Below are 23,729 nucleotides of genomic sequence, written 5' to 3'. Positions count from 1 at the left end.
CCCCGGCGATCAGACTTTATCAGGCGTCTGCCGTGGCAGGACCACGGACTTCCTCAGCCGGGCTGGCTTCGCCCTTGATGAAGAAGCTACCGAAGTACACCACCAGACCGGCCATGAAGAAGGCACCGGCGACAAATCGCATCCAGTAGAAAAGGGCGATCTGATCCTGGCCTGCCATGAAGGACAGCGCTTCACCGCTTTCCGGAAGACGCTGCAGCCAAACCTGCAGGACGCCGGCAGCGGTCAGGAACAGGGTGATGAACACCATGGAGATGGTCATCAGCCAGAAGCCCCACATTTCCACAATCTGGGCGGTATTGCTGTTGCCGTAGGGGCGACCGCGCATGATTGGCATGGCGTAGGAAATGATGGTCAGTACAATCATTACGTAGGCGCCATAGAAGGCCATGTGGCCGTGGGCTGCGGTAATCTGGCTACCATGGGTGTACCAGTTCACCGGAGCCAGAGTGTGCAGGAAGCCCCACACGCCAGCGCCCAGGAATGCCATGACGGTTGTACCCATGGCCCACAGCATGGCGGCCTTGTTCGGGTGGTTGCGTCGGCGACGGTTGATCATGTTGAAGGCGAAGACCACCATCATGAAGAACGGAAGCGGTTCCAGTGCAGAGAACACAGAACCCAGCCAGAGCCAGTATTCGGGCGGCCCGATCCAGAAGAAGTGGTGCCCGGTACCGATGATGCCGGTAATCAGCGCCATGGCGATGATCACGTACAGCCACTTCTCGATCACTTCGCGGTCTACACCGGTGAGCTTGATTAACACATAGGCCAGGATGGCACCCATGATCAGTTCCCACACGCCTTCTACCCACAGGTGGACCACAAACCACCAGAAGTACTTGTCGGTGGCCAGGTTACCGGGGTTGTAGAAGGAGAACAGCCACAATACGGCCAGGCCTACCAGGCCGGTGATCAGCACGATGTTGACCACGGTCTTGCGGCCTTTCAGCGCGGTCATGGCGATGTTATAGAGGAACGCCACCACGACCACGGCGATACCGATCTTGGTTATCGTGGGTTGCTCCAGGAACTCCCGGCCCATGGTGGGTAGCAACTTGTTCATGGTGACTTCTGCCAAGGTCGCGTAGTCCACAAACAGGTAGCCCAGGATGGTCAGCGTGCCGGCTGCCGCGAACACCCAGAACAGAATCCACGCCAGCAGGGGGCTGTGCAGTTCGGTCTGGGCTTCTTCCGGAACCATGTAGTAGGTGGCGCCCATGAAGCCGAAGAGCAGCCAGACAATCAGCAGGTTGGTATGCACCATCCGCGCAACGTTGAAAGGGATTTCCGGAAACAGGAAATCACCGACAACGTACTGGAGACCCAGAATCAGGCCGAACACAATCTGGCCGGCAAACAGAATCAGGGCAAAGATGAAGTAGGGCATGGCGACCCTTTGAGATTCGTATTTCATATCTGCTCCCTTACCCCTCGATGTTGGGTGGCCAACCGTTGTCGTCGATCTTGGATGTCCACTCCAGGAAAGCGGCCAGGTCTTCGATCTCGGAATCACTCAGATTGAAATCCGGCATCTGGCGCCGGCCCGGAATATTCGTGGGCATGGCGTTCATCCAGGCTTTCATGTATGCCTTGAAGACCTCAGTATCACCGCCGCCACGGCGGTCAAACACGTTGGCCAGTTCGGGAGCGAAGTAAGCGCCTTCGCCCATGATGGAATGACAACCGACACAGTTGTTCTCTTCCCACAGATGTTTGCCGCGCACCACCTGTTCGGTGAGCTCGTCGCGGTTATCCCGCTCGGGCATAGCACGCAGCTGAGTGTCAAAAGTCAGGGCCAGGAACAGCAGGACGAAGAAGGCACTTCCCCCCAGATATATGTTCCTGGCCATGCTTTTGGTAAAGCGCTCGGCCATTGGTCTCTCTCCTTGGTTGTTACGAATACCTGACTGCCCCACTAGGATATAAAGATGCATCCCTAATGCTATTGATGATTATCAAAGATGATCCCGGGTTTCTCTATTGCGCTGGGGAGTTACCTCTTGATGGGTAGGTGGTAGACTGCCCCGCTGGTTGTATTTTCAAGGTTTTACGCCCGGAGAGATCATGTCTGCCGCCCTGGCCCTGCTGCTTAAACTTCTTCCGCTTTATGTCACCGTTGCACTGGGTTGGATAGCGGGTCGGTTCCTGGAAGCCAGTGGCCGACATATAGCCGGCATCATGCTCTACATCGTCACACCGTCAGTGGTGTTTTCCGGCGTAATGGCGGCGCCGCTGAGCCCTGAGGTGATTCTGCTCCCCTTCCTTGTTTTCGGAACGTCATCGGTACTGGGGCTGGTTCAGTTGAAACTGGCCAAAAAGGCGCTGTCCGATGGCAGTGCAAACATAATTCCCCTGTGCGTAGGCTCGGGTAACACCGGTTACTTCGGGGTGCCAGTCGCATTGCTTTTGTTCGGGGAAGAGGGGCTGGGGCTTTATATTGTCTGTATGCTGGGTACGACGCTTTTTGAGAATTCCGTTGGCTTCTATCTTGCCGCAAGGGGCCGGTACAGCATCAAGGATGCACTGTGGCGGGTGCTTAAGCTGCCTTCGGTGTATGCCTTTCTGGCAGCGGTGGTCCTGAATCTGGCCGGGATAGGCATTCCGGATATTTTCGTTCCGCTGTTTGACAACCTGCGAGGCGCCTACAGCATTCTCGGTATGATGATAATCGGTATGGGCATTACAAGCTTCCGGGGGTTGGCCGGCAACCCTCGGTTCACGGCGCTGGCCTTTTTCGGCAAGTTTGTGATCTGGCCGTTGGTGGCTATTGTGTTCTGGTGGGTGGATTCAGCGCTTCTGGGAATCTACGAGCCGGCGGTGCATCAGGCCATTTTCCTGATTTCCATCACACCGATTGCCGCCAATACCGTGGTGATTGCGACTTTGCTGGAGGCCTCACCCAGGCAGGCAGCGGGTACTACGTTGCTCAGTACCTTGTTTGCCCTCGGTTTTATTCCAGTGATGATTGCTTTGGCGTTCGGCGCCGGATAAAGCCGGCTCCGGCAATCAGCAGTCCGGAAGCGAAACCCAGTGCATGGGCCTCCCAGATTACCGGTCCTCCAATCAGGGCCGTGGTCTGGGAACCGGCCAGTTCAAAACCTTCCAAAACAAGTTTCACGGACAGTGCTGCAAGCAGAGTGATGGAAAGCCAGCGATCCGTTTTCAGCTCTCTCATTGCCAGAATTGCGGCCAGGCCGTGGATACAGCCGGAGAATCCTCGATAGCTGGCCAGGTCTGGCCGGAGCGACAATAGTCCCAGGGAGATCGCTGCGGCCATCAGCAGTGTGATCCAGAGTAACCTGCCGACAGGCAGGAAGCGTGGGAACAGAAGAGCGAGAATAAGCACGCCTGCCAGATTCAACAGGAGATGGTTCACGTTCAGGTGAACCAGGTGACCCGTAAACAAGCGCCACCACTGGCCGGATGTGATTGTGTCCGGTTGCCACTGCAACAATTGAGGTGGAAGAAAAAATGAAAATACAAGCACCATGCATAACAAGAGTGCCGACCTGTTAACCACTCGAACCCTCATGCGGGACATGTCTCTCATAAATGCAGATTGTTACTGGTTCGGGCTGGTCTCGCCCTGCCAAGCCTATTAGTTTGCGCGAATTCCAATTGCCTTAACAGAAAAGGATTCGCCCGTGAGACGTTTGCTGTACCTTTTCCCGATACTGGTTCATGTCTGGCTGTTGTTGTTCTCAATTCATGCCAGCGCTTCGGAGTCGCTGGATTTGTGGATAGATGGCCAGGATTACGAAGTTGAGCTGCAAGCCAATAATCGGCTGGTCTCAGCCCTGGGGGCGCACCAGGCACTCGCCTTGGGCCGCCACTTTCAGGGTAAGGTGGCAGTCGACCCGGACAGCTGGGTAAGGGTGTCTCGCCTGCAGAATGGCTGGGAAGGTATGGCCTACCTGTTTGGGCGTATGCATGTGATTGGTGGCCGGCAGGACAGTCAGCAGTTGGTCACTAAGAGCTTTGGGTTTGATGTCGCTCCCAGCTGCGGTGTTGACCATGTACACAGCAGTGCCGTTATTGCTCCTGATCGTGTTCTTACGCCAATGATGGCGCAGGCGGTGTCTGCGAGCTACGACAGCCTCTGTGACAGCCGGGTAGAAGGAGCCTGTCTGTTGCTGGAGCTGGAGGTGGTTTTCGATCTCGAATTCCAGCAACGTTTCCCCGACGACTTCCAGGATCGGGCTGTCAGCATTCTGAATCTGGTGGAAGGGTTCTATTTCGAGCAGTTCGGTATTGCGCTGGATACCCTGAGTCTTACTTTCCTGAAGACGAATACCTTCACCACATCCACTTCAGCGGATGAACTATTGGATGATGTGCGCGCGCAGGTGGCCGGCGGCAGTCTGCCGTTTCAGCAGAATCGGCGCGCCCTGTTGCACCTGGTGAGCGGAAGGGATTTCGATGGAAGTACGGCCGGGCTGGCCTGGGTAGGTAGCCTCTGTAGTAACAGCGGGTATGGTACCGGTGTTACCAACGCGTTTGACTCCAACGTGTTGACCGCTGTCGTCGTTGCCCATGAGCTCGGTCATAATTTCGGTGCCAATCATGATGAGCAGCAGAACAGCTGTTCGACCGGATTCATCATGAGCCCCTGGGCAAACCCGGATGCGACCCGGTTTTCGTCGTGTTCTGAAACCAATCTGATCAATACCATTAACCAGCAACCGGCGCTGGAACAGTGTTTCAATTTTCCGGCCGATACCATGCTCACGGCGGTAACCACAAATCCTGAGAGGATACCGGGACAGAGCCAGTTCCAGGCCTTTTTTGATATTGGCTATCAGAGCGCTTCCGAAAATGCAGATCGATTGGAAGTCACGGGCGAACTGACGGGCACAGACACCCGGCTGGAGATGGTCACCGTTGACAGTGTGCCTTGCGAGATCTCATCCCGGTCCTATAGCTGTTCCGATCTTATCCCCGATGCTCAGGGACACCAGCTCGCGATTCAGGCATATTCAGGTACCGAAGCCAATCTGACCCTGAATCAACGGGTCTCCCTGATCAGCTTGAGTGGTGAAGTACTGGATTTGCAGCCGGCCAACAATACGCTGGAAAGCCGTTTTGAGGTCGCGCCCACCGCGGTTGCGGCTCCTGGTGACCTGGTGGTGACACCGGAGGCCCGGAGTGCGTTTCTGCGATGGCAACCAAGCGAGACCACAGAAGCTGGCTATGTTGTGCAACGTATGGCCCCTGGCGAGACCGCCTATTCCGACCTGCCTGTGACCTTGTCGGCGGGCACGAATCAGTACCGCGATGCGTCTTTGATCGCGACCGGTGAGTATGCGTATCGCGTGGTGGCCGTGCTGGAGGGCGTGCGTTCATTGCCCGGCAATTCAGCGAGCATAAGCTGGAACAACGCCCCTGTTGCTCCCGAGGGGCTGACCGCTGTGGCCGAGGCGGGCCGTGTGCTGCTGGCCTGGACCGAGAATGCTGGTCCTCAGACCGGATATCGGATTGAACGTCGCCGTACAGGAACTGAATATACCCCGTGGCAGTTGCTGGCAACGGCTCCTTACGGTACCGAGAGCTATGTCGATGAGACACCGGTGGCGGGATATACCTACGAATACCGACTGGTTGCTATCAACGGTGGTCAGTTTGCCAGCAGTGAGACGGTTCCGGCAATCATGCCGGAGCTCGAGGAAACCTCGACCGACGAAGACCAGGGTGGCGATTCATCCGGTGGCGGTGGCAGCCTGGGCGCGGGGTGGTTGCTGGTTGCTCTGACGGCCGTGATCGTCAGAAGGAGGCGGTGGTGGAACGTCAGATAACCTGCACAGGCCTGGTGCTGGTGGTGTCATTGCTGGCGGCGGGTTGCGCCGGCGCCGGCAAAGACAATACCCCGGTGCTGGATTTTCAACAGGCTCAGGCCGTTTGGCAAGCCCATGGTATCGACAGTTACGAGGTTACGGTGTGGCAAACCTGTTTCTGCCCTCCCGACCTGCTCCAGCCCATGCGAGTGACTGTGCGCGAGGGAACGGTGATCGATGTTGAAGGTTTGGAACAGCCGATCAACCATCCGGATATTCTGGACCCCAGGCGCCTGACCATTGATGGTTTGTTGGGTGTTATTGATAAAGCCCGGCACAGTGCAGAAACCCTGGTCGCTGAGTACGATCAACGCTATGGGTTCCCGGTACGGCTGGAAGTGGACGGTAGCCCATTCATCGCAGACGATGAATTCTCCTACCGTCTATCGGATTTCCAGCCTTTCTGAGGGACTCAGGTCTCGCTGGCCTGCAATTGTGCGTCACGCTTCGCGTCATTGATATCGGCGCGGGCATGGCGAACCACGCTAACTCCGGCGGTGACGGCCAGCGTACCCATGATGGCTGCGACGATCAGATCTGGCCAGGCACTGCCGGTGCCGAACACGCCCAGTGCGGCGGCCATAACGGCCATATTGCCGATAGCGTCGTTGCGGCTGCAAAGCCAGACCGAGCGCATGTCTGAGTCACCGTCCCGGAACCGGAACAGCATCACGGCAACAAAGACATTGGCGGCAAGCGCCAGCAGCCCCACCATGCCCATGGTCAGTGGCTCGGGCGTGATGCCGCTTTGCAGTACCCAGACGGCCCGGCCCCAGACCACCAGTCCGAACACGGCCATGGTCAGACCTTTTACCATAGCCGCCCGCCCGCGCCAGAGCATCCCCATTCCCAGAACGCTCAGAGAAAGCAGATAGTTGGCGCTGTCGCCAAAGAAATCGATGGCATCGGCCATCAGGGAAACGGACCCGGATTGCAGGCTGGCGAAGCCTTCCACCAGAAACATCACCAGATTCACCCACAGCGCCAGCCAAAGCGCTTTTCGGAACCCCGGAGCGGGAGTTTTGGGTTCAGGTGCAGAACAGGAACACGCCATAGAGACCTCCAATGTTTAAGTGTCTCCATTAAAAACCCTGTAGTTGCTACAGGGTCAACACCTGCTAATCATGATGGCCTGATCCATGAGTGCCTGGTACATGGTTATCCGATGCGGTGGGTTCCGGGAGGGTGGCCAATTCGTCGCTGAGCCCGCCCAGAATCCCACATTCCCGGATGGTCCGCGGGTCTGAACAGGCGTTCTGTAGGTTGACCAGCATCTGTTCCAGGCTTTTCAGTTCGTTGAGCCTGGCCCGCACATGTGACAGGTGTCGAGCCAGCAGAGCATTGACGTCTGAGCAATCGGCAGTGGGTTTTTCAGCCAGCCGGATGAGTTCACGAATCTCGTCCTGCGCCATGTCCAGATTGCGGCAGCGCCGGATGAACAGGAGGCGGTCGAGGTGTTCCTGACGATAATAGCGATATCCGTTTTCGCCGCGCTCTGGCTTGGCCATCAGCCCGATTTTTTCAAAATAACGGATAGTTTCTACCGGAACACCGGCCTGCCGGGACAACTCTCCAATTTTCATGATGTATTCCCTTGAATGCCTGACATCGGTCAACTCTCAGCCCGAAGACGATACTGTCACTATGGTACAGTGGCGCGGTGGTTTCATGGAATGAGGAGGCGACTGTGCTGGAGCGCCTGCAACACCGGCTGGGCTTGCAGACAATACCCGGAGTGTTCTTTAGTTCAGCTGCTATAGCCGCGCTGTTTGTGGCTTTGGCGATTCCTTTTGACCAGGCTGTGGCCAGCAGTTTCGGGCAGTTGACCGGATGGGTGGCCCGTAACCTGGGCTGGTTCTATATCCTGGCGGTGTCTTCGCTTCTGATTTTTCTTCTTGGTCTGGCGCTCAGTCGCTACGGCAGCATCCGCCTTGGGGCGGATGACAGTCGGCCGGACTACTCGAATCTCACCTGGTTCACCATGCTGTTTGCTGCCGGCATTGGCACTATCCTCATGTTCTGGGGGGTGGCTGAGCCGGTGTCCCACTTTGCCAATCCGCCATTTGATGGTGTGCAGGGCGGCACCGAGCAGGCCGCTACCGACGCCATGACCATTGCCCTCTATCATTTCGGCCTTCACACCTGGACCATCTTTGCCATGCCGGGGCTGGCCATTGGTTATTTCTCCTATCGCCACAGCCTTCCCATGCGTATCAGCAGCCTGTTCTACCCGATTCTTGGTGAGCGCACCTTTGGTCCATGGGGCTGGGCGGTGGACGTTATCGCGGTGTTGGGCACGCTGTTCGGGGTGGCGACGTCGCTCGGGCTGGGCACGTTGCAGCTGAACAGTGGACTGAATTACCTGTTCGGTGTTCCTTCCGCGGGCTGGGTTCAGGTTCTGCTGATCACGGTTATTGCCAGCATTGCAGCGACCTCGGTAGCGCTAGGCCTGGACAAAGGAGTTCGGCGGCTGTCCCAGGTGAATATTCTGCTGGCGATTGTCTTGCTGCTGTTTGTATTTGCGGTGGGCCCTACCGTGTTTATTGCCGAAGGTATGGTTCAGAGCGTGGGTGATTATTTTGATGCCTTGCCCTGGCTGGCGTTCTGGACAGAAACCTTTCGCGAGTCGGACTGGCAACGCAACTGGACGTTGTTCTACTGGGCCTGGACGATTTCCTGGGCGCCCTATGTGGGTATTTTCATTGCCCGGATTTCCCGTGGGCGAACCATTCGGGAGTTCGTAGCCGGCGTACTGTTTGCGCCAACCGCGTTTACGCTGGTGTGGTTCGGCATCTTTGGTCTCTCTGCCATCAACGTTGAGATGAATGGCCTGGTGGCACTGGCGGATCAGGTGCAGAGGGATCCGTCGGTGGCCATCTTTGCGTTTCTTGATGTTTTTCCGCTGGCGGAGGCGGCTTCTGCTCTGAGTGTGGTCATTATTGTCATTTTCTTTACCACGTCATCGGACTCCGCCTCCCTGGTGATTGATATGCTGACACGCCGGGACGACCAGCCTTCGCTGATTCGCCAACGGATTTTCTGGGCGGCGGCCCAGGGGGTAATTGCGGCCACTCTGTTGCTTGCCGGCGGGCTGGATGCTCTGCAGAACGTGATCACTTCACTTGGTTTACCGTTCTGTATTCTGCTGATTTTTATGGCGGTGTCCCTCTATCGCGCTCTGCACGCCGATTATCGCGGCTACAGTGTGGATGAGCTGGTGCGAGGCCGCGCCTTCCCGGAAGTGGAAGCCGATTCTGAACCCAAACAGGAGAAAGGTTATGTACCGGAAGCTGCTGATCGCGATTGATCCGAAAGACGACGGGGAGGGCAAGCGTGCACTGGAAGCGGCCCTGAATCTTCTGGAGGAGGGGGGCGAGTTGCACCTGGCCAGTGTCTTCAACCCGGGTGGCAGCGGTTTCTTTCCTCACGTCACCGAAGAAGCACCGGAAGACAAAGAAGAACAGGTGCGGCACCACCTGGATCTGCTGGCCCGGAAATACCTGCCCCTGAACCGGGAGGCGATCCTGCACGTGGTGGCCGGTTCGGCCGGTGAGAAACTGGTGGCACTGGCCGGCCAGCTGTGTGCAGACCTGATGATTCTGGTCTCCCGTGGCGGTGGCAGCCACTGGCCGTTGCGCAAGGCAACGGTGGAGTATGTGTCGGTCAATGCCCCTTGTGCGGTGCTGGTGCTTCCCAGTATGGAGAAAAACGAGAGCGACGGACCTGTAGAGAGCGAGTAAGGTCCTTGTTCATTGGAATCAAAAAAGAGGGAGCTGTGATGACGGTTCAGAGTCCTGGCTGCCAGTCCTGGGCCGGTTCTGTGCCGGCCCCTTTCGACTGCCATGACGGTTGAGAACCCGGTCCGTCTCTGTCTGGCTCACTTGCTGCTTCCTGAACTCTCCGACAGCCTTGCGAGCCACCCGTGCTGCCTGCTCATGATCACAGACTGGTGAAATATAGGTATTGCCGCCAAAGCGCTGCTTCTGGGCCGGCGTCATCAGCCATGGGGTGTGGATCATTTCCGCCGGGACGCCGGCCAGCTCCGGTATCCAGCGGCGGATGAACTCACCTTCCGGATCCAGTTTCTGGCTCTGCAACACCGGGTTGTAAATGCGCAGGGCGTTGATGCCGGTGAGCCCCGATTGCATCTGGGCCTGGGGATAGTGAATGCCGGGCTCGAAATCGGTAAACAGGCGAGCCAGGTGCAGTGCCGGGTCCCGCCAGTGCAGCCAAAGCTGATAACTGGCCACCGCCATCAGCATGGCCCGCATGCGGAAGTTAATCCAACCGGTGTGCTCCAGGCTGCGCATGCAGGCATCCACCAGCGGCCAGCCGGTCTGGCCCTCCTGCCAGCGATGCAGTCGCTCGCTGTTGTTTGGTCCGGTTTTCAGGTGCTCCAGTTCCCGATGCATGGCACGGAATTCCAGTTCCGGTTCATCCTCCAGCTTCTGGATAAAGTGGCAATGCCAGTGCAGCCTTGAGCGAAAGCTGGTGAGGCTTTTCTTCTTGCGAGGCAGAGTGTTGCGGTGGTCTCCGGTCTCTTTTGACTGCTGATAGACATCGCGTAGGCTGATGGTGCCCCAGGCCAGGTGAGGGCTGAGCCGTGAGCAGGCGCGAGGTGCGGTAAGCGGTGAGGACATGTTGTACTGATAACCCACGCACCGCCGTTCCAGAAACGAATCCAGCAGGGCAATGGCCCGTTCGCTGCCGCCGGCCTGACGATCCGGGCATGGGCCACCGTTAAGCTGGGCGGGTGCGGGTAAGCTCTGCGGCCAGCCGGAGGTATCCGGCGAACGAATCCCTTCGGGTGCAGGCAGGCGTGTGCTTTTGATGATCCGGTTCCAGTGCTGGTCCCAGTCGTCCCGGTTGACCAGTCGCCGAACGACACCAAAGCCCTGCCATTCGCGGAACTCAATCTGCTGGCTCTGGCACCAGGCAATCACCGCTTTATCCCGTTGAAAGGTCCAGTCCCCGCCGGTTTCCTGATGGCAGAACACCTGTGTGATGCCGTACTGCTGTTTCAGGTCATCCAGGGTTCTGATGACCTCCCCGTGAGCAATCAGCAGATCACTGCCCAAGCGTTTTAACTGCTTGCGCAAGGATTCGAGAGACTCTGCAACGAACTGCCACTGCCGGCGGGAGGTGTCCTGTTGCTGCCAGTATTCCGGCTCCACCACGTACAAGGGAATCACCGGCTGCCCGGATTGCACAGCGGCGCACAGCGGGCCGTGATCCACCACCCGTAAATCCCGTTTAAACCAGACCACGACTGCCATCAATGCGGCCCTCGATTGCGCCGGCAACGCTCACTGCAGTATTTCACCTGGTCCCAGTCCTTTGCCCATTTCTTGCGCCAGGTGAAAGGGCGATGGCAGGCCGGGCAGATTTTCTCAGGTAAGTGCGGTTTTTTGTGCATGGGCGGTTTATGGGTTTAACTGAAAGAGGTGTGTGGATATACGTGACTGAGCTTCCAGAGGTTTTGCCATGTCCCGATTCGACGACAACATCCTGCCACCCTCGGTCCTGATCTTCGACTGGCACGGTACCCTGGTGGACACCCATGATGCCATGTTTAGCGCCATGGAGGAGATGTTACCGCAACTGGAAGAGCTGGGCCTCGTGGAGCAGTTGCTGCCTGAAGACCAGTGCCGCACCGAAGACGATGCCCGGTTGGTGCGTTACATTCGCATCTACCGCCGATTGCACCCGCGGATTCTGGCTGAGCGCCGGGTCTCCCGAACGGATATTTTCAACGCCATCTTTGGTGAGAACAAGGCTCCCAAGCTGATCGCGCATAAAGCCTACAATCAGGCTTACCGGAAGTACTTCGGCCAGGTGAAACCGTTTCAGCCGGGCGCTTATGAGTATCTGTCGGCACTGAAAGCCATGGGAATCAAGCTGGCGGTGTGCACCAACCGCAACCGGGAGTTCCTGGACAGGGAACTGCAGATTGTCGACGAGGGCCGCTGGCTGCATTTGTTCGATGCCACCGTGTGTGCTGACGACGTCACTGAATACAAGCCGGATCCGGAGGTGATTCTCAAAGCGCTGGAAAAGCTGTCGATCCAGGCGGATGACCACGTCTGGTATATCGGGGACAGCTATGTGGACATGCTTACCGCACACCATGCCGGTGTGGCTGGGGTGTTCTACAACGGTGCCTGCTGGGAGCCCGACCGGATCAGCAGCTGGTTCACCAAGCGAGACGCCCCGACCGCTGTTCTCGACAGCTTTGAAGATCTGATGGATTTACTCGCCCTGCTGGAACGTGAGCATTCCGAAGCGTTTGTCGCCAGCCCGGCAGAGGTGCGCCCGAAACCCTTCCCGGCACCAGAGCGGCCGGAACCCCGCATTGAGCCAGACTGGCACCCGGCGGTGGTGAAACTGATTCGCCCGGCGGTGATCCTGTTCGACTGGCACGCTACTCTGGTGGATACCCTTGATGCCATGTACCACGCGGTGGATGACATGCTGCCGGATTTCCACAAGCTGGGGTTGATGGACCGGATGGTGGCGCCGGAAGACAGCAAAACCCCGGAAGATGCCCGCCTGGTGGCTTACGTGCGGGAGTTCGCCAAACTGCACCCCAAGGTAAAGGCTGATCGTAAAATCTCCCGCACCGATATTTTTGAAGTGCTGTTCGGTGAGGATCAGGACGCCAAGCAGGTTGCCCACAAAGCATTCAATCATCACTACCGGAATCACTATGGCACCGTGAAAGCCTTTGAACCTAGGGTTCGGGAAATGCTGGAAGGGCTGCGCAAGCTGGGTATCCAGGTGGGCGTGATCACCAACCGCGACCGGGAGTTTTTCGAGCATGAACTGGCGGCGGTGGAAGATAGCGGCTGGACACACCTGTTTGACGTTAACGTGTGTGGTGATGATACCCCGCTGCGCAAACCCCACCCGGATCAATTGCTGCTGGCAGTGCAGAAGCTGGATTACCCACCGGACCCCAGTGTGTGGTACGTGGGCGACTCTACCACTGACATCATTGCGGCCAAACGGGCCGGTATGACCGCGGTGTTCTTCAACGGCGCCCAGTGGGATTTGCCGTGGCTGAACCGGATTTTTCCCGGTACTCACAAACACCCGGACAAACCGGATGTAGTGGTTAATGATTTCTCCGAGTTCTGGGCTCTGGTGCTGGCCTGCGAAGTCGGGCCGCCCTGACTCTGGAAGATGTTGGTTATTCTGCCGAGCCGGGGGCGGGGGGATTGTGAAGAGCGTGTTCGATGTCGAGCCCGAGTACCAGCACGCCTTCGCGTCCGTTGTTGGGTTCATTCAGCGGCACCGGAAAGCTGACCATCACCTGGAAACGGGCGGTGGAGGCATCGTAGCGAATCGGCGAAATCCACATGTCGCGCTTTCTCTCAACGCCTCGGTCGGTTTCAAGGGCGATTTCCTGAACCTTGGGCTCGTCGCCCTGCCAGAAGTCTGAGGACAAGCGGCTCATGGCGACCAGGGCCCCGGCTTTGTCGGTCAGCAGTACCTCGGTAACGAGTGGCGAGTGGCTGGCCTGCCAGGCTGTCATTGCCCGGGAAGCCGGCAGCTCAAGTATTTCGCCAGCCAGCGGTGTCGGATGGTGGGGTGCCAGCGCTTGCCAGAGCGTGTCCTTGGTCAGGATATCGGTCAGGTTGTCGTAGGTTGGCCCCTGGTAGATGGCATTGGTCAGATTGATGTTGCCGGAGAGATCAGCCATCAGTGCTTGCGCCAGCCCCTGAACCTCGGACGCTTCCTGTTCGGACAATTGCATACTGGGCATTGCACAGCCAGCGAGGTGTGCGTTAAATCCGGACAGGAAGCGAGGGTGGTCCGCAGAAAAGCGAGAGCTCACATACAGGTGCAAAGGCGCGTACCGAACAAAATCAGAATTCAGTGACCAATCTACCCTGGATTTCTGGTCTTGCAGGTAGTTCATGGCACGCAGGTCCATCAGGGCGAGATCAATCCGCTTTCGTACCAGAAGCGCTGGAAGCTGCTCAGCCCCTGTAACCGTGATAAACGGTTTCAGATCATTGTCTTCCAGCCAGATGGCTTCATTGCTGCCACCGACCACACCAATTCTTGCCTTGCCGGGATCCGGTTTGGCTTCGGCGGTAAAGAACCAGTGCCATTTCTCCAGGGCGACCGGGTGCGAGCGAACGGCGGATTGGTCCAGTTCCTCGGATGCCCCGACGGCATAGTAGCCGTCCACCAGGTTGCGTTCCAGTGAGTAACGGGCCCGGCTTTGCGGCATCAGACTGATCCTGGCCTGAAATCCGGACTTGTTCAGGGCGCAGCGGATGGTTTCCGTGGTTTCACCGGTAACCACCGGAATCTGGGGTTCCTCATACTGGTAAGGCGGTGCCAGAAAGGTATACAGGCTGAAGCCATGGTGGTCTGCCCTCACGCTCAATGAGGCCATAACAAGGCTCAATCCGATAATCAGGCTGCGGGCATCCATGTGCGCACTCAAGCGTCCAGATTGCTGACAATGGTATGAGCATAGCAGTCATAATCCCGCTTTTCCGTACCTCATTTGGCGTAGTCGGATCACAGTGTTTCGATATTGGCCAGAACCCAGTCTGCCCTTGCCCGCAAGGCTTCCCGCCGCTCTGGCTTCTGCTTGTCCCAGTTCCGGTACATCATGGTCATTCGTGGATTGTTGGCAAAATCCTCGCGGTGCCGGTCAATGAAGTGCCAGTACAGGCTGTTGAACGGGCAGGCGCGGTCTCCGGTAGCGTCCTGCACCCGGTAGTGGCAGTTCTGGCAGTGGTCAGACATGCGCTGGATGTATTTGCCGCTGGCGGCGTAAGGCTTGGAGCCCAGGTAGCCACCATCGGCGTGCATTACCATGCCCAGGGTGTTGGGCAGCTCCACCCAGTCGAAGGCGTCGATATACACCGCCAGGTACCAGTCACAGATGGCTTCCGGTTTCACCCCGGCCAGGAGGGCAAAGTTACCGGTGATCATCAGTCGCTGGATGTGGTGGGCATAGGCGTTGCGGGCCGTGGCGTTGATGGCCTTGTGCATGCAGCGCATCTTTGTATCGCCGGTCCAGTAGAACCAGGGCAGCTCACGGCTGTTGCCCAAACGGTTTTCCCGGGCGTAACCGGGCATCAGCAGCCAGTAGATGCCGCGCACGAATTCCCGCCAGCCGATGATCTGGCGGACAAAGCCTTCCACGGCATTCAGCGGCGCCCGGCCGGCGTGCCAGGCCCGTACCGCTTCTTCACACACCTCCATGGGATCCAGCAGGCCGGTGTTGAGATAGGGGGACAGGATGGAATGGAACAGCCAGTCTTCATTGTCTGATATGGCATCCTGGTAGTCGCCGAAGCAGGGCAGGGCGAAGTCGACAAAGTGGGCAAGCGCTTCCTGCGCCTGTTCGGCGGTCACGGCGTAGTGAAAATTTCCCGTGGTGCCGAAATGTTCTGAAAAGTATTCGTTTACCAGCTCGATCACTTCGGTGGTGATGGCATCCGGTTCCTCACGGAACGGGGCCGGGGCGGGAGGCTTGCCGGCCCATTTCTTTCGGTTGTCGGTGTCGAAGTTCCACTGGCCACCTTCGGGCTGGCCTTCGGAGGTCATCAGCAAACCCGTTTTTTTGCGCATTTCTCGATAGAAGAATTCCATGCGCAGCTGCTTTCGGCCCTCGGCCCAGCGGGCGAACTCGTCAATATTGCAGACGAAGCGGGTATCTGGCCGGATTTCCACGGGGATGCCCAGTGTTTTGTGCCAGCGGCTGATCTGTTCGTGTAAACGCCACTCACCACATTCTGTCGTAATGACTCGCTCCGGTTGGTATTCCCGTGCCAGCTCCGCTATTACCTGTTCAATAGATTGTGCCGGATTGTCCGGGTGATAGCGCTGATAGTGAACCCGCCAGCCATCCTCCTCCAGCGCATCGGCAAAGTGCCGCATGGCACTGAAAACGAACACCAGCTTCTTCTTGTGATGGTTGGTGTAGCTGGCTTCACTGTGGACCTCGGCCATCACGACCAGGTCGTTGTCCTTGTCTGCGCCCTCAAGGGCAGAGAGATGGTGGCTGAGTTGATCACCCAGGATCAGGATGAGATTGGCCATGACGGGCTCCGGCTGAGTTTATCCTTTAGAGGTAGGCAGAATACGCCATGGGCGCAAGGGTGGTTCATTGGGTATGCTGGTACACTCAGCTGATTCGCATCAAATCGTGCCGGCCGCCGGTCAGGCATAATGCGCGCTTTCCGGCATGCCGATCCTATTCGACGTTAGAGTTTTACTATGGCTTCTGATACCGCTGCAGCAAACAATCTGCCCGCTTTCATCTGGGATGAGGCGCTCATCCGCCGTTATGATCTGAGCGGACCTCGCTACACATCCTATCCAACAGCGGTGGAGTTCACCCCGAACTATTCCATTGAAGACATGGTCAAGGCGGCTGGCCGCAGCAAGGCCGCTGGCGGGCCCATCTCGCTTTATACTCACCTGCCGTTCTGTGCGCACCTTTGCTACTACTGCGCCTGCAACAAGGTGATCACCAAGAAGCGCGACAAGGCCATGCCCTATGTGGAGCGGGTACTGAAAGAAGCGGCCATCCAGTCGAAACTGTTCGGTGCCGACCGCCCGGTCAAGCAACTGCACTGGGGTGGTGGTACACCTACCTTCCTGCCCAGAGATGTGATGCAACACCTGATGGCCGGTTACGGTGAGTTGTTTAACCTGCAGTCCGGCGACGATCGGGACTACAGTGTCGAAATCGATCCCCGGGAAGTGGACGAAGATACTCTGTCCACCCTCTGGGAGCTGGGTTTCAACCGTATCAGCCTGGGCGTACAGGATGTGAATCCGGAAGTGCAGAAGGCGGTGAACCGTATCCAGCCCCGGGACATGACTGAGTCGGTATTGGACGAAGCGCGCCGCATCGGCTTCCGCTCCATCAACCTGGATCTGATCTACGGCCTGCCGTACCAGACTCCGGAAAGCTTTGCCGAAACCCTGGAATCGGTGATCGAGATGTCGCCGGACCGGCTTTCGGTGTTCAGTTACGCGCATCTGCCGGACCGTTTCTATCCGCAAACACGGATTCAGGCCGATACACTGCCCAGTCCGCAGCAGAAACTGACGATTCTGCACAACACCATCAACCGTTTGCTGGAAGCTGGTTACGAATACATCGGCATGGACCACTTCGCCAAGCCGGACGACAGCCTGGCGGTAGCCCAGCGCGAAGGCCGCCTGCATCGAAACTTCCAGGGATACACCACTCACTCGGATTGTGACCTGGTGTCCCTGGGTGTCTCCGCCATCGGCCAGACCGACGACGCCTACTTCCAGAACAACCACGACCTGCCGTCCTGGGAGGCGTCCATCGATGCTGGCCAACTGGCGATTATTCGTGGCGTGGGCCTGACCCGCGACGACCGCATCCGACGCTGGGTGATCGGCCAGCTGATCTGCCAGTTCCGACTGGACCGCAAGCAGTTTGCCGAACAGTGGAATGAAGATTTTGACCGCTATTTCGCGGATGAAATGAACCGCCTGAAGCCGATGATTCAGGACGAGTTGATTGCGGATTGCGGTTCTTTGCTGCAGGTTCAGCCAGCCGGTCGCCTACTGATCCGGGCCATTTGCCAGATCTTCGATCTGTACCGCAAGGAAGGGGCGAGCCAGCGGTTCTCCAGAATTATCTGACTGGAGAACAATGAGCACAAACGCAAGAGGGCTGCCACATGGCAGCCCTCTTGCGTTGTCGTGGAGGGTTTTCTGATCAGGCCACTTTGAACTCATTGGCCAGATCCTGTAACTGGCGGGCCAGCCGCGCCTGTTCCTGGGTGACCTCGGTGATTTCCTTGGAGCCGGTCAGGGTCAGGAGGGCAGCTTCGCTTACAGATTCCATATTACCCGCCAGTTCGCGCGTGACCGCAACCTGCTGTTCCGACGCAGTGGCAATCTGGGTCGCCATATCGGAAATGCTGTTCACGTCCATCAGAATGTCAGCAAAGGTCTGTTCCATCTCCGAGGCTTGCGCGCTGGTCTGGTCGGCCAGTTTGTGGCTGGTGATAATTGAACGGCTGGCGTTGTCGGTGATGGTCTTGAAGCCGTTGATGATATCTTCGATCTGGGTAGTGGATTCATGGGTTTGCTGCGCCAGTGTGCGAACCTCATCCGCCACTACCGCAAAGCCTCGTCCGTGCTCGCCCGCCCGGGCGGCTTCGATCGCTGCATTCAACGCCAGCAGATTGGTCTGGTCGGCAACTTTCCGGATAACATCAACCACATCGCTGATGGTCGTGCTGCGTTGTTCCAGTTCTTCGATAACCTGGTTGACGTCCTGTACTGACTTCGCCAGTTCCCGGATCTGGGAGACACTGGTGTGCAGCACCTTCTCGCCGGTCTGGCTTTTCTCCATAGCCCGACTGGAGGCGTCCGCCACCTGCTGGGTGTTGTGAGAAATCTCCTCTGAGGTTGCCGACATTTCTTCGGTGGCAGCGGCCACCTGCTCAATCTGTTGTTGCTGGTTCTTGATCTGTGAGGAATTCTGGCCCGCGGTTGAGCTGGTTTCCTCGGTGGCTGTGGCCAGCTGTACGCTTGCCTTGTCGATTTGCAGCAAGGCCTCGCTAAAACGGCCAAACAGTTCATTGATTGCCTCGGCTATGGTGCCAGTCTCGTCCTTGCTGGAGACCGGAATCGCCTGCGACAGGTCCTTGTTGTCCATGGCGTTTCGAACACCTTCCAGCAGCTGATTCACCTGCTGATGAATGGCGCGAATAATCACGGTCATTAACAGAACCACCAGAACGATTGACGTCGCGGCAATGGCCGATGCCCAGATCAGATTGCTTCTGGCGGCATTCACGCCAGCGGTGCCCAGTGCTTCAACCTGTGACAGCATATCAGTGCGGATGCCGTTAATGGCCTGTATGCGGTTGGTAGAGGCTGAAAACCAGTCACTGGCTTCCAGGCCGTACATACCGGAAGGGCTGCTCAGAAGCATATCTCGCTGATCCAGCATTTTTCGGTGCTCGGCGGTTTCGGGAAATGACTCAATCCGACCACGGATATCCGAATTTGCACTCAGCATGGTGATTGCGGTCTGGAAATACGCTTGCTGACGCCCTGACAGGGCCGCTATTTGCCCAACGGCAGGCAGGTCGAAGTTGCCGCTGCGCACCAGTGACGCCCCTGCAGCCCGTTCACGGCCTGCCATTTCGGCAGCTTCGGCAAGGGCAAGGTAGGCATTGATCTGCCGGGCCAGCTCGGGCTCAGATGCCCGGCGCACCAGCAACGGAATACGGTTAAGGATTTCCATGATCAGGCTGGTGTAGCGGGCGCCGGATTCGGCACCAGCCAACACCCGGTTATCAATATCCCTGCGCAGACTGATTAGATTGCCAATGTCCCGCTGGAATTTGTCGACGCTTGCCTGAATGCTGCCGTCAAAACGGGCTTCTTCAGCCAGTGCCTTGATTCCGTTCTGGTAGGCGCTCAGGTTCCTGTCAGTATTTTGTCTCTGGGATTGAAGGTTGCGGGCTGCCTCGCGCTCGCCGTCAGAATCCGGGGCGCTGGAAATAAACACGGCCGAACGGCCCCGTTCTTTCTGCAATTCCTCAACCAGCGGATCCCCAAGCTCAGCCAACTGAACCAAGATATTGAGCTGTTGCATGTTGTCCAGGTCATCCATATTACGGGAGATGCTCTGGACCGCGAAAAATACAATGACCAGCAGCGCAGGCAGCACCAAAGTAATCAGCTTGCCTCGCATGGAGAGGTTGTTGATAAAAGTCATGGGAGGGCCTCATCATTGAGAATGGCGTCCATTGTGGATAAGTGTAGCAGTTCAGACCATTGACGCCTTGGGGTACCTGAGGGGGTAGATTTCCACATGTAAGTGCTTGTAATAAAACGTTAAAGCAATGAGTTTTATGCAGTTTTGGTTCAGGTAGGGGTTAATGCGTAGAGTATTACCAAAGGGGTATTTGACAGGTTTCTGTCAATCCGCTGACAAAGGTCAAGGTGGGCTAAGTCGCTGACCGGTAAGGTGCACGGCAACGTGCTCAGCGGAGAAAACCATGGAACTTGTATGCCCGGCTGGTAGCCTTCCCGCCCTTAAAACCGCCGTGGACAATGGAGCCGATGCGGTCTATTTCGGCTTCCGGGACAGTACCAACGCCCGCCAGTTTGCTGGCCTGAATTTTAACGACAAACGTGCAGCCGAGGGCATTGAGTACGCTCATTCAAAAGGCAGTCGTGTGTTCTGTGCCATCAATACCTATCCGCAACCGGATGGCTGGGAACACTGGAAAGCCGCGGTGGATCGTGCCGCCGGCCTCGGGGTGGATGCCATTATCCTGGCCGATATGGGACTGCTGGATTACGCTGCAAACAGGCACCCGGATATCCCCCGGCATTTGTCGGTTCAGGGTTCTGCCACCAGCCATGAGGCCCTGTCGTTCTACAAGGACAACTTCGATATCCGCCGGGCAGTGCTGCCGCGCGTGCTGTCTCTGGATCAGGTTCGGGGTGTGGCCAAGCATAGCCCAGTGGAGCTGGAAGTTTTTGCCTTCGGCAGTCTGTGCATTATGGCGGAGGGTCGCTGCTACCTGTCTTCTTACCTCACGGATGAATCCCCCAACACTCGGGGTGCCTGTTCACCGGCCAAGGCGGTGCGTTGGCAGGAAACCTCTCAGGGGCTGGAATCCCGCCTGAATGAAGTGCTCATTGATCGCTATGGACCCGGTGAATCTGCCGGTTACCCGACCCTGTGCAAGGGCCGGTTTGAAGTGGAGGGCAGCGTGTACCATGCCATCGAAGAGCCGGTAAGCCTGAATACCATGGATCTTTTACCGGATTTGAAGGAGCTGGGTATCAGCGCAGTGAAGATCGAGGGCCGCCAACGCAGCCCGGCCTACATTGCGGATGTTGCCCGAACCTGGCGCCAGGCCCTGGACCGGGTTCGGGCCACTCCGGACAACTTCGCTGTGGACAGTGCCTGGAACAGCACCCTCGCCGGTCTTTCCGAAGGTGGCCTGACCACCATCGGGGCCTACCATCGCAAGTGGAAATAAGGTTTTGCCCGCTATGATGAAACTCTCCCTTGGCCCGATTCTGTGGTTCTGGTCCAAGCAATCCGTATTCGATTTCTACGCCAACGCTGCGGAGTGGCCAGTAGATACCATCTACCTGGGTGAAGTGGTGTGCTCCCGCCGGCGCGAACTGAAGCCCGATGACTGGCTGGACCTGGCCCGGGACCTCAAAGCCTGCGGCAAGAACGTGGTGCTCTCCACACTCACACTGATCGAGTCTGAAGCGGATCTGCGGCGTCTGCGCCGGTTCTGTGAACAGGATGAATTCCTGGTGGAAGCGAACGACCAGAGCGCCCTGCAGGTGGCGATCCGCAACAAGATTCCGTTTATCACCGGCCCGTCCATGAACATCTACAACACGGCCACCCTGAAGATCCTGGCCCGGCAGGGCCTCAAGGGATGGAACCTGCCGGTGGAACTGGGCAAGGAAACCCTGGAGCAGCTGATCAGTGAGCTGAAGGGCGAAGGTCTGGATCTGCCCGCCGAGGTATTTTCCTGGGGCTTCCTGCCATTGGCCTGGTCGTCCCGCTGTTTCACTGCCCGCCATTACAACCTGCCCAAAGACAACTGCGAGTTCCGTTGCCTGGAGCATCCGGATGGCATGGAACTGCGCTCCCGGGAAAGCCAGGAGCTGTTCCGGATTAATGGTATTTCCACGCTCTCCGGCTCGCGCTACGACCTGATGAGGGAACTACCGGAGATGGAGCGTATGGGTGTCAGTACGGTGAGACTGAGCCCGGAGCATCAAGGTATGGACCAAGTGGTCAAACGCTTTGATCAGGTACGCCGGGGTGACGTGCCGGTCGCCGACCCGCTGCAGCTGGTGGAGGCCCCGCCATGTAACGGGTACTGGTATGGCAAGCCGGGAATGGATCTGATCGTAAAGTCTGTGTAAAGCCCGTTGAGCGTTGATTGAGGTCAATAGATAGCCGATGTACCAGGAGTAGCTTGCTAGGGTACTCAAACTGCATTGGGGTTTATTGTTATGGCTCGCGTCCCGCTATTTTTCTGGGGCCTGACTGCTTTGGTCAGCGTCCTGTGGTTTGTTTCCGACAGCCTGTGGGTTTCCCCCTTCGCTTACTTTCCGTTCCGCTCTGTGTTTGTGCAGTTTTCCGGCATTCTGGCCGTAGTGATGATGGCAGTTGCGTTGGTGCTGGCACTGCGTCTCCGGTCTCTGGAGCGTTGGGTTGGTGGCATGGACAAGGTGTACCGGCTGCACAAATGGCTGGGCATTGGTTCACTGGTGCTGGCTTCGTTGCATTGGTGGTGGGCCAAGGGCACCAAGTGGATGGTGGGCTGGGGCTGGCTGGAGAAGCCGGCAGGCAAAGGGGCCGGACAGCAACTCGCCGGCCTGGAAGCCTGGTTCAGGGGGCAGCGGGGGCTGGCAGAAACCCAGGGAGAATGGGCTTTCTACGCGGCGGCCGTTAACCTGGTTATTCGATGCAGTCGTACCGAAGGCCGACTGACACCGGAGGAAATTCGCGATGCGGTGCCGGATTGGCAAGGCGCCAGCCTGTGGTTCTGCGGCCCGTTGGGCATGGCCCGGACCCTGTTCAACGAATTCCGCAGATGGGGCCTGCCTGCCCGGCGGATGCATCGGGAGTTTTTTGAGATGCGGTAAATGCGTTATGTCATGGCGGGTTTTGAATTCATAGGGGGTGAAGGCTAGGCTCAAGGACACCATTAGCCGGTTGGGAGGTTTCTATGGACATCCGCCTGAAACGAGCCTACGACCACGCTGCCCGCTCAGATGGCCCGCGTATTCTGGTGGATCGCATCTGGCCCAGGGGCGTTGCCAAAGAAGACGCAGACATTGCCCATTGGCTGAAAGGGCTTGCGCCATCTACAGAATTGCGGAAGTGGTTCGGCCATGACCCGGACAGATGGTCCGGGTTTCGAGACCGCTACTTCAAAGAGCTCAAGTCTGACGGGGCCGCAGAGGACCTGAAATTGTTCCGGCAGATCCTCAAAGAGCACAAACGCGTCACGCTGGTATTTGCCGCCAAAGATACCGACCATAATAACGCGGTGGCGTTGCGGGATTTTGCGTTGAGCGACCAGCTCTGAGGCAGTCCCGGTCTCTGATTTAAAACAACTACATTTATTGGCAGTTGAACTATGCTCAAGACGGTGGTTTCCGTTTTGGGAGTCCTTCTGTGAACAACGATGTGCCGAATGCCTTCGAAATCTTTCCCTGGAACCGGAATTTCGAAACCGGCATTGATGATATTGATCAACAGCACAGGGTGCTGGTCAATATCCTTAATCGGCTTGCCTGGCACTTTGCATCGGACACCTCCGAGTTAACACCCGATCAGATTCTCGATGAGTTGCTCACCTACGCGGCGTTTCATTTTGAATATGAGGAAGCGCTCTGGAACCAAACCCTCGGTGAAGCGGCGATGGCGAGAAATCACCACGATGCACACCAGATGTTTTTTGCGCAGGTTGAGGAGCTGCGCAACAGCCGCGAACCTCAGGAAGAGGTATTAACCAGACTGTTTGACTTCCTCACACGTTGGTTAGCCTTCCATATTCTCGAATCTGATCGCCGAATGGCTCTGACAGCTAAGTTGGTTCAGGACGGCCTGGGAATCAGTGAGGCCAGAAACAGGGTCGACTCAGAGCTGAGCGGTTCGGCCTCTGTGCTGGTCAACGCGCTCTTGGAAATTTACGGAAAACTGTCATCAAGCACGATTCAGTTAATGCGGGAGAAAATGGCCCGCTTGAGGGCCGAAGACGAGCTGTCCCGAATACAGCATGAAAGGCTGAATCAGGCCCTGGAAGAACAAGCCCGAGAATATCAGCACCATCTGGAAACGCTCGCTTA

The 23,729-nt window shown here is 57.4% G+C and carries 22 protein-coding genes; 12 read left to right on the top strand and 10 right to left on the bottom strand.

What is annotated here, in order from left to right:
• Positions 1–19: 19 nt before the first annotated feature.
• Complete coding sequence (locus B3Y70_RS06900; RefSeq protein ID WP_199452491.1) at positions 20–1,435, bottom strand: cbb3-type cytochrome c oxidase subunit I; 1,416 nt, start codon at positions 1,433–1,435, stop codon at positions 20–22.
• A 10-nt stretch (positions 1,436–1,445) separates the two neighbouring features.
• On the bottom strand, positions 1,446–1,895 hold the full coding sequence (locus B3Y70_RS06895) for a c-type cytochrome (protein ID WP_022990832.1): 450 nt from the start codon (positions 1,893–1,895) through the stop codon (positions 1,446–1,448).
• A gap of 190 nt (positions 1,896–2,085) precedes the next feature.
• On the opposite strand from B3Y70_RS06895, the gene B3Y70_RS06890 reads away from it, so the two are divergent.
• On the top strand, positions 2,086–3,012 hold the full coding sequence (locus B3Y70_RS06890; protein WP_011786555.1) for an AEC family transporter: 927 nt from the start codon (positions 2,086–2,088) through the stop codon (positions 3,010–3,012).
• Here B3Y70_RS06890 and rrtA read toward each other — a convergent pair.
• Entirely contained in the window at positions 2,972–3,511 is a 540-nt protein-coding gene (gene rrtA / locus B3Y70_RS06885) for a rhombosortase (protein WP_194841899.1), read from the bottom strand. The genes B3Y70_RS06890 and rrtA overlap by 41 nt on opposite strands.
• 154 nt (positions 3,512–3,665) lie before the next feature.
• Here rrtA and B3Y70_RS06880 point away from each other — a divergent pair, with 154 nt between their 5' ends.
• Together B3Y70_RS06880 and B3Y70_RS06875 are read left to right on the top strand one after the other, a co-directional pair.
• Positions 3,666–5,813 (top strand): M12 family metallo-peptidase, encoded by a 2,148-nt coding sequence (locus B3Y70_RS06880; protein WP_153740645.1) that lies wholly within the window; start codon positions 3,666–3,668, stop codon positions 5,811–5,813.
• Positions 5,798–6,259, top strand: coding sequence for a DUF6174 domain-containing protein (locus B3Y70_RS06875; RefSeq protein ID WP_011786552.1), 462 nt, complete (start codon positions 5,798–5,800; stop codon positions 6,257–6,259). Before B3Y70_RS06880 ends, B3Y70_RS06875 begins: the two co-directional genes overlap by 16 nt.
• 5 nt (positions 6,260–6,264) lie before the next feature.
• Here B3Y70_RS06875 and B3Y70_RS06870 read toward each other — a convergent pair whose 3' ends face one another.
• Positions 6,265–6,906 carry a cation transporter gene (locus tag B3Y70_RS06870; protein ID WP_022990837.1) on the bottom strand — a complete coding sequence of 214 codons (642 nt, stop codon included), beginning with the start codon at positions 6,904–6,906 and terminating at the stop codon, positions 6,265–6,267.
• A 64-nt stretch (positions 6,907–6,970) separates the two neighbouring features.
• Complete coding sequence (gene cadR / locus B3Y70_RS06865; RefSeq protein WP_041655025.1) at positions 6,971–7,435, bottom strand: Cd(II)/Pb(II)-responsive transcriptional regulator; 465 nt, start codon at positions 7,433–7,435, stop codon at positions 6,971–6,973.
• A 104-nt stretch (positions 7,436–7,539) separates the two neighbouring features.
• On the opposite strand from cadR, the gene B3Y70_RS06860 reads away from it, so the two are divergent.
• On the top strand, positions 7,540–9,159 hold the full coding sequence (locus B3Y70_RS06860; protein ID WP_199452489.1) for a BCCT family transporter: 1,620 nt from the start codon (positions 7,540–7,542) through the stop codon (positions 9,157–9,159).
• Entirely contained in the window at positions 9,131–9,592 is a 462-nt protein-coding gene (locus B3Y70_RS06855) for a universal stress protein (protein ID WP_023008590.1), read from the top strand. The genes B3Y70_RS06860 and B3Y70_RS06855 overlap by 29 nt, the downstream gene beginning before the upstream one ends.
• A gap of 18 nt (positions 9,593–9,610) precedes the next feature.
• Here the strand turns inward: B3Y70_RS06855 and B3Y70_RS06850 are convergent, their stop codons facing one another.
• Positions 9,611–11,128, bottom strand: a complete 1,518-nt coding sequence (locus tag B3Y70_RS06850; RefSeq protein WP_288589467.1) for an FAD-binding domain-containing protein — start codon at positions 11,126–11,128, stop codon at positions 9,611–9,613.
• Positions 11,128–11,268 (bottom strand): DUF2256 domain-containing protein, encoded by a 141-nt coding sequence (locus B3Y70_RS06845; RefSeq protein WP_011786546.1) that lies wholly within the window; start codon positions 11,266–11,268, stop codon positions 11,128–11,130. The genes B3Y70_RS06850 and B3Y70_RS06845 overlap by 1 nt, the downstream gene beginning before the upstream one ends.
• Positions 11,269–11,336: 68 nt before the next feature.
• On the opposite strand from B3Y70_RS06845, the gene B3Y70_RS06840 reads away from it, so the two are divergent.
• Positions 11,337–13,025, top strand: a complete 1,689-nt coding sequence (locus tag B3Y70_RS06840; protein WP_288589466.1) for an HAD family hydrolase — start codon at positions 11,337–11,339, stop codon at positions 13,023–13,025.
• A 16-nt stretch (positions 13,026–13,041) separates the two neighbouring features.
• Here B3Y70_RS06840 and B3Y70_RS06835 read toward each other — a convergent pair whose 3' ends face one another.
• Both B3Y70_RS06835 and B3Y70_RS06830 read right to left on the bottom strand, forming a co-directional pair.
• Positions 13,042–14,298 (bottom strand): hypothetical protein, encoded by a 1,257-nt coding sequence (locus B3Y70_RS06835; RefSeq protein WP_288589464.1) that lies wholly within the window; start codon positions 14,296–14,298, stop codon positions 13,042–13,044.
• An 89-nt stretch (positions 14,299–14,387) separates the two neighbouring features.
• Positions 14,388–15,920, bottom strand: coding sequence for a cryptochrome/photolyase family protein (locus tag B3Y70_RS06830; protein ID WP_288589463.1), 1,533 nt, complete (start codon positions 15,918–15,920; stop codon positions 14,388–14,390).
• 177 nt (positions 15,921–16,097) lie between these two features.
• Between B3Y70_RS06830 and hemN the strand changes: the two genes are divergently transcribed.
• The gene (hemN, locus tag B3Y70_RS06825) at positions 16,098–17,507 is read left to right on the top strand and encodes an oxygen-independent coproporphyrinogen III oxidase (protein ID WP_286895462.1); all 1,410 of its coding nucleotides are present in this window, start codon (positions 16,098–16,100) and stop codon (positions 17,505–17,507) included.
• Positions 17,508–17,583: 76 nt separating this feature from the next.
• On the opposite strand, the gene B3Y70_RS06820 is transcribed toward hemN, so the two are convergent.
• Positions 17,584–19,602, bottom strand: a complete 2,019-nt coding sequence (locus tag B3Y70_RS06820) for a methyl-accepting chemotaxis protein (RefSeq protein WP_288589462.1) — start codon at positions 19,600–19,602, stop codon at positions 17,584–17,586.
• A 283-nt stretch (positions 19,603–19,885) separates the two neighbouring features.
• On the opposite strand from B3Y70_RS06820, the gene ubiU reads away from it, so the two are divergent.
• From ubiU to B3Y70_RS06795, 5 genes are all read left to right on the top strand, one after another.
• The gene (gene ubiU / locus B3Y70_RS06815; protein WP_286895459.1) at positions 19,886–20,881 is read left to right on the top strand and encodes a ubiquinone anaerobic biosynthesis protein UbiU; all 996 of its coding nucleotides are present in this window, start codon (positions 19,886–19,888) and stop codon (positions 20,879–20,881) included.
• Between the two features lie 13 nt (positions 20,882–20,894).
• Complete coding sequence (locus B3Y70_RS06810) at positions 20,895–21,794, top strand: U32 family peptidase (RefSeq protein ID WP_286895457.1); 900 nt, start codon at positions 20,895–20,897, stop codon at positions 21,792–21,794.
• 90 nt (positions 21,795–21,884) lie between these two features.
• Positions 21,885–22,520, top strand: coding sequence for a ferric reductase-like transmembrane domain-containing protein (locus B3Y70_RS06805; RefSeq protein WP_286895456.1), 636 nt, complete (start codon positions 21,885–21,887; stop codon positions 22,518–22,520).
• 83 nt (positions 22,521–22,603) lie between these two features.
• Positions 22,604–22,966 (top strand): DUF488 domain-containing protein, encoded by a 363-nt coding sequence (locus B3Y70_RS06800; protein WP_286895454.1) that lies wholly within the window; start codon positions 22,604–22,606, stop codon positions 22,964–22,966.
• A gap of 89 nt (positions 22,967–23,055) precedes the next feature.
• Positions 23,056–23,729, top strand: a 674-nt coding sequence (locus B3Y70_RS06795; protein ID WP_288589460.1) for a bacteriohemerythrin, incomplete at its 3' end; no start/stop codon positions are given.

The organism is Marinobacter sp. UBA5687 (assembly GCF_002420325.1).
Taxonomy (GTDB): Bacteria; Pseudomonadota; Gammaproteobacteria; order Pseudomonadales; family Oleiphilaceae; genus Marinobacter; species Marinobacter nauticus.
This window is presented reverse-complemented; position numbering and strand designations above follow the sequence as displayed.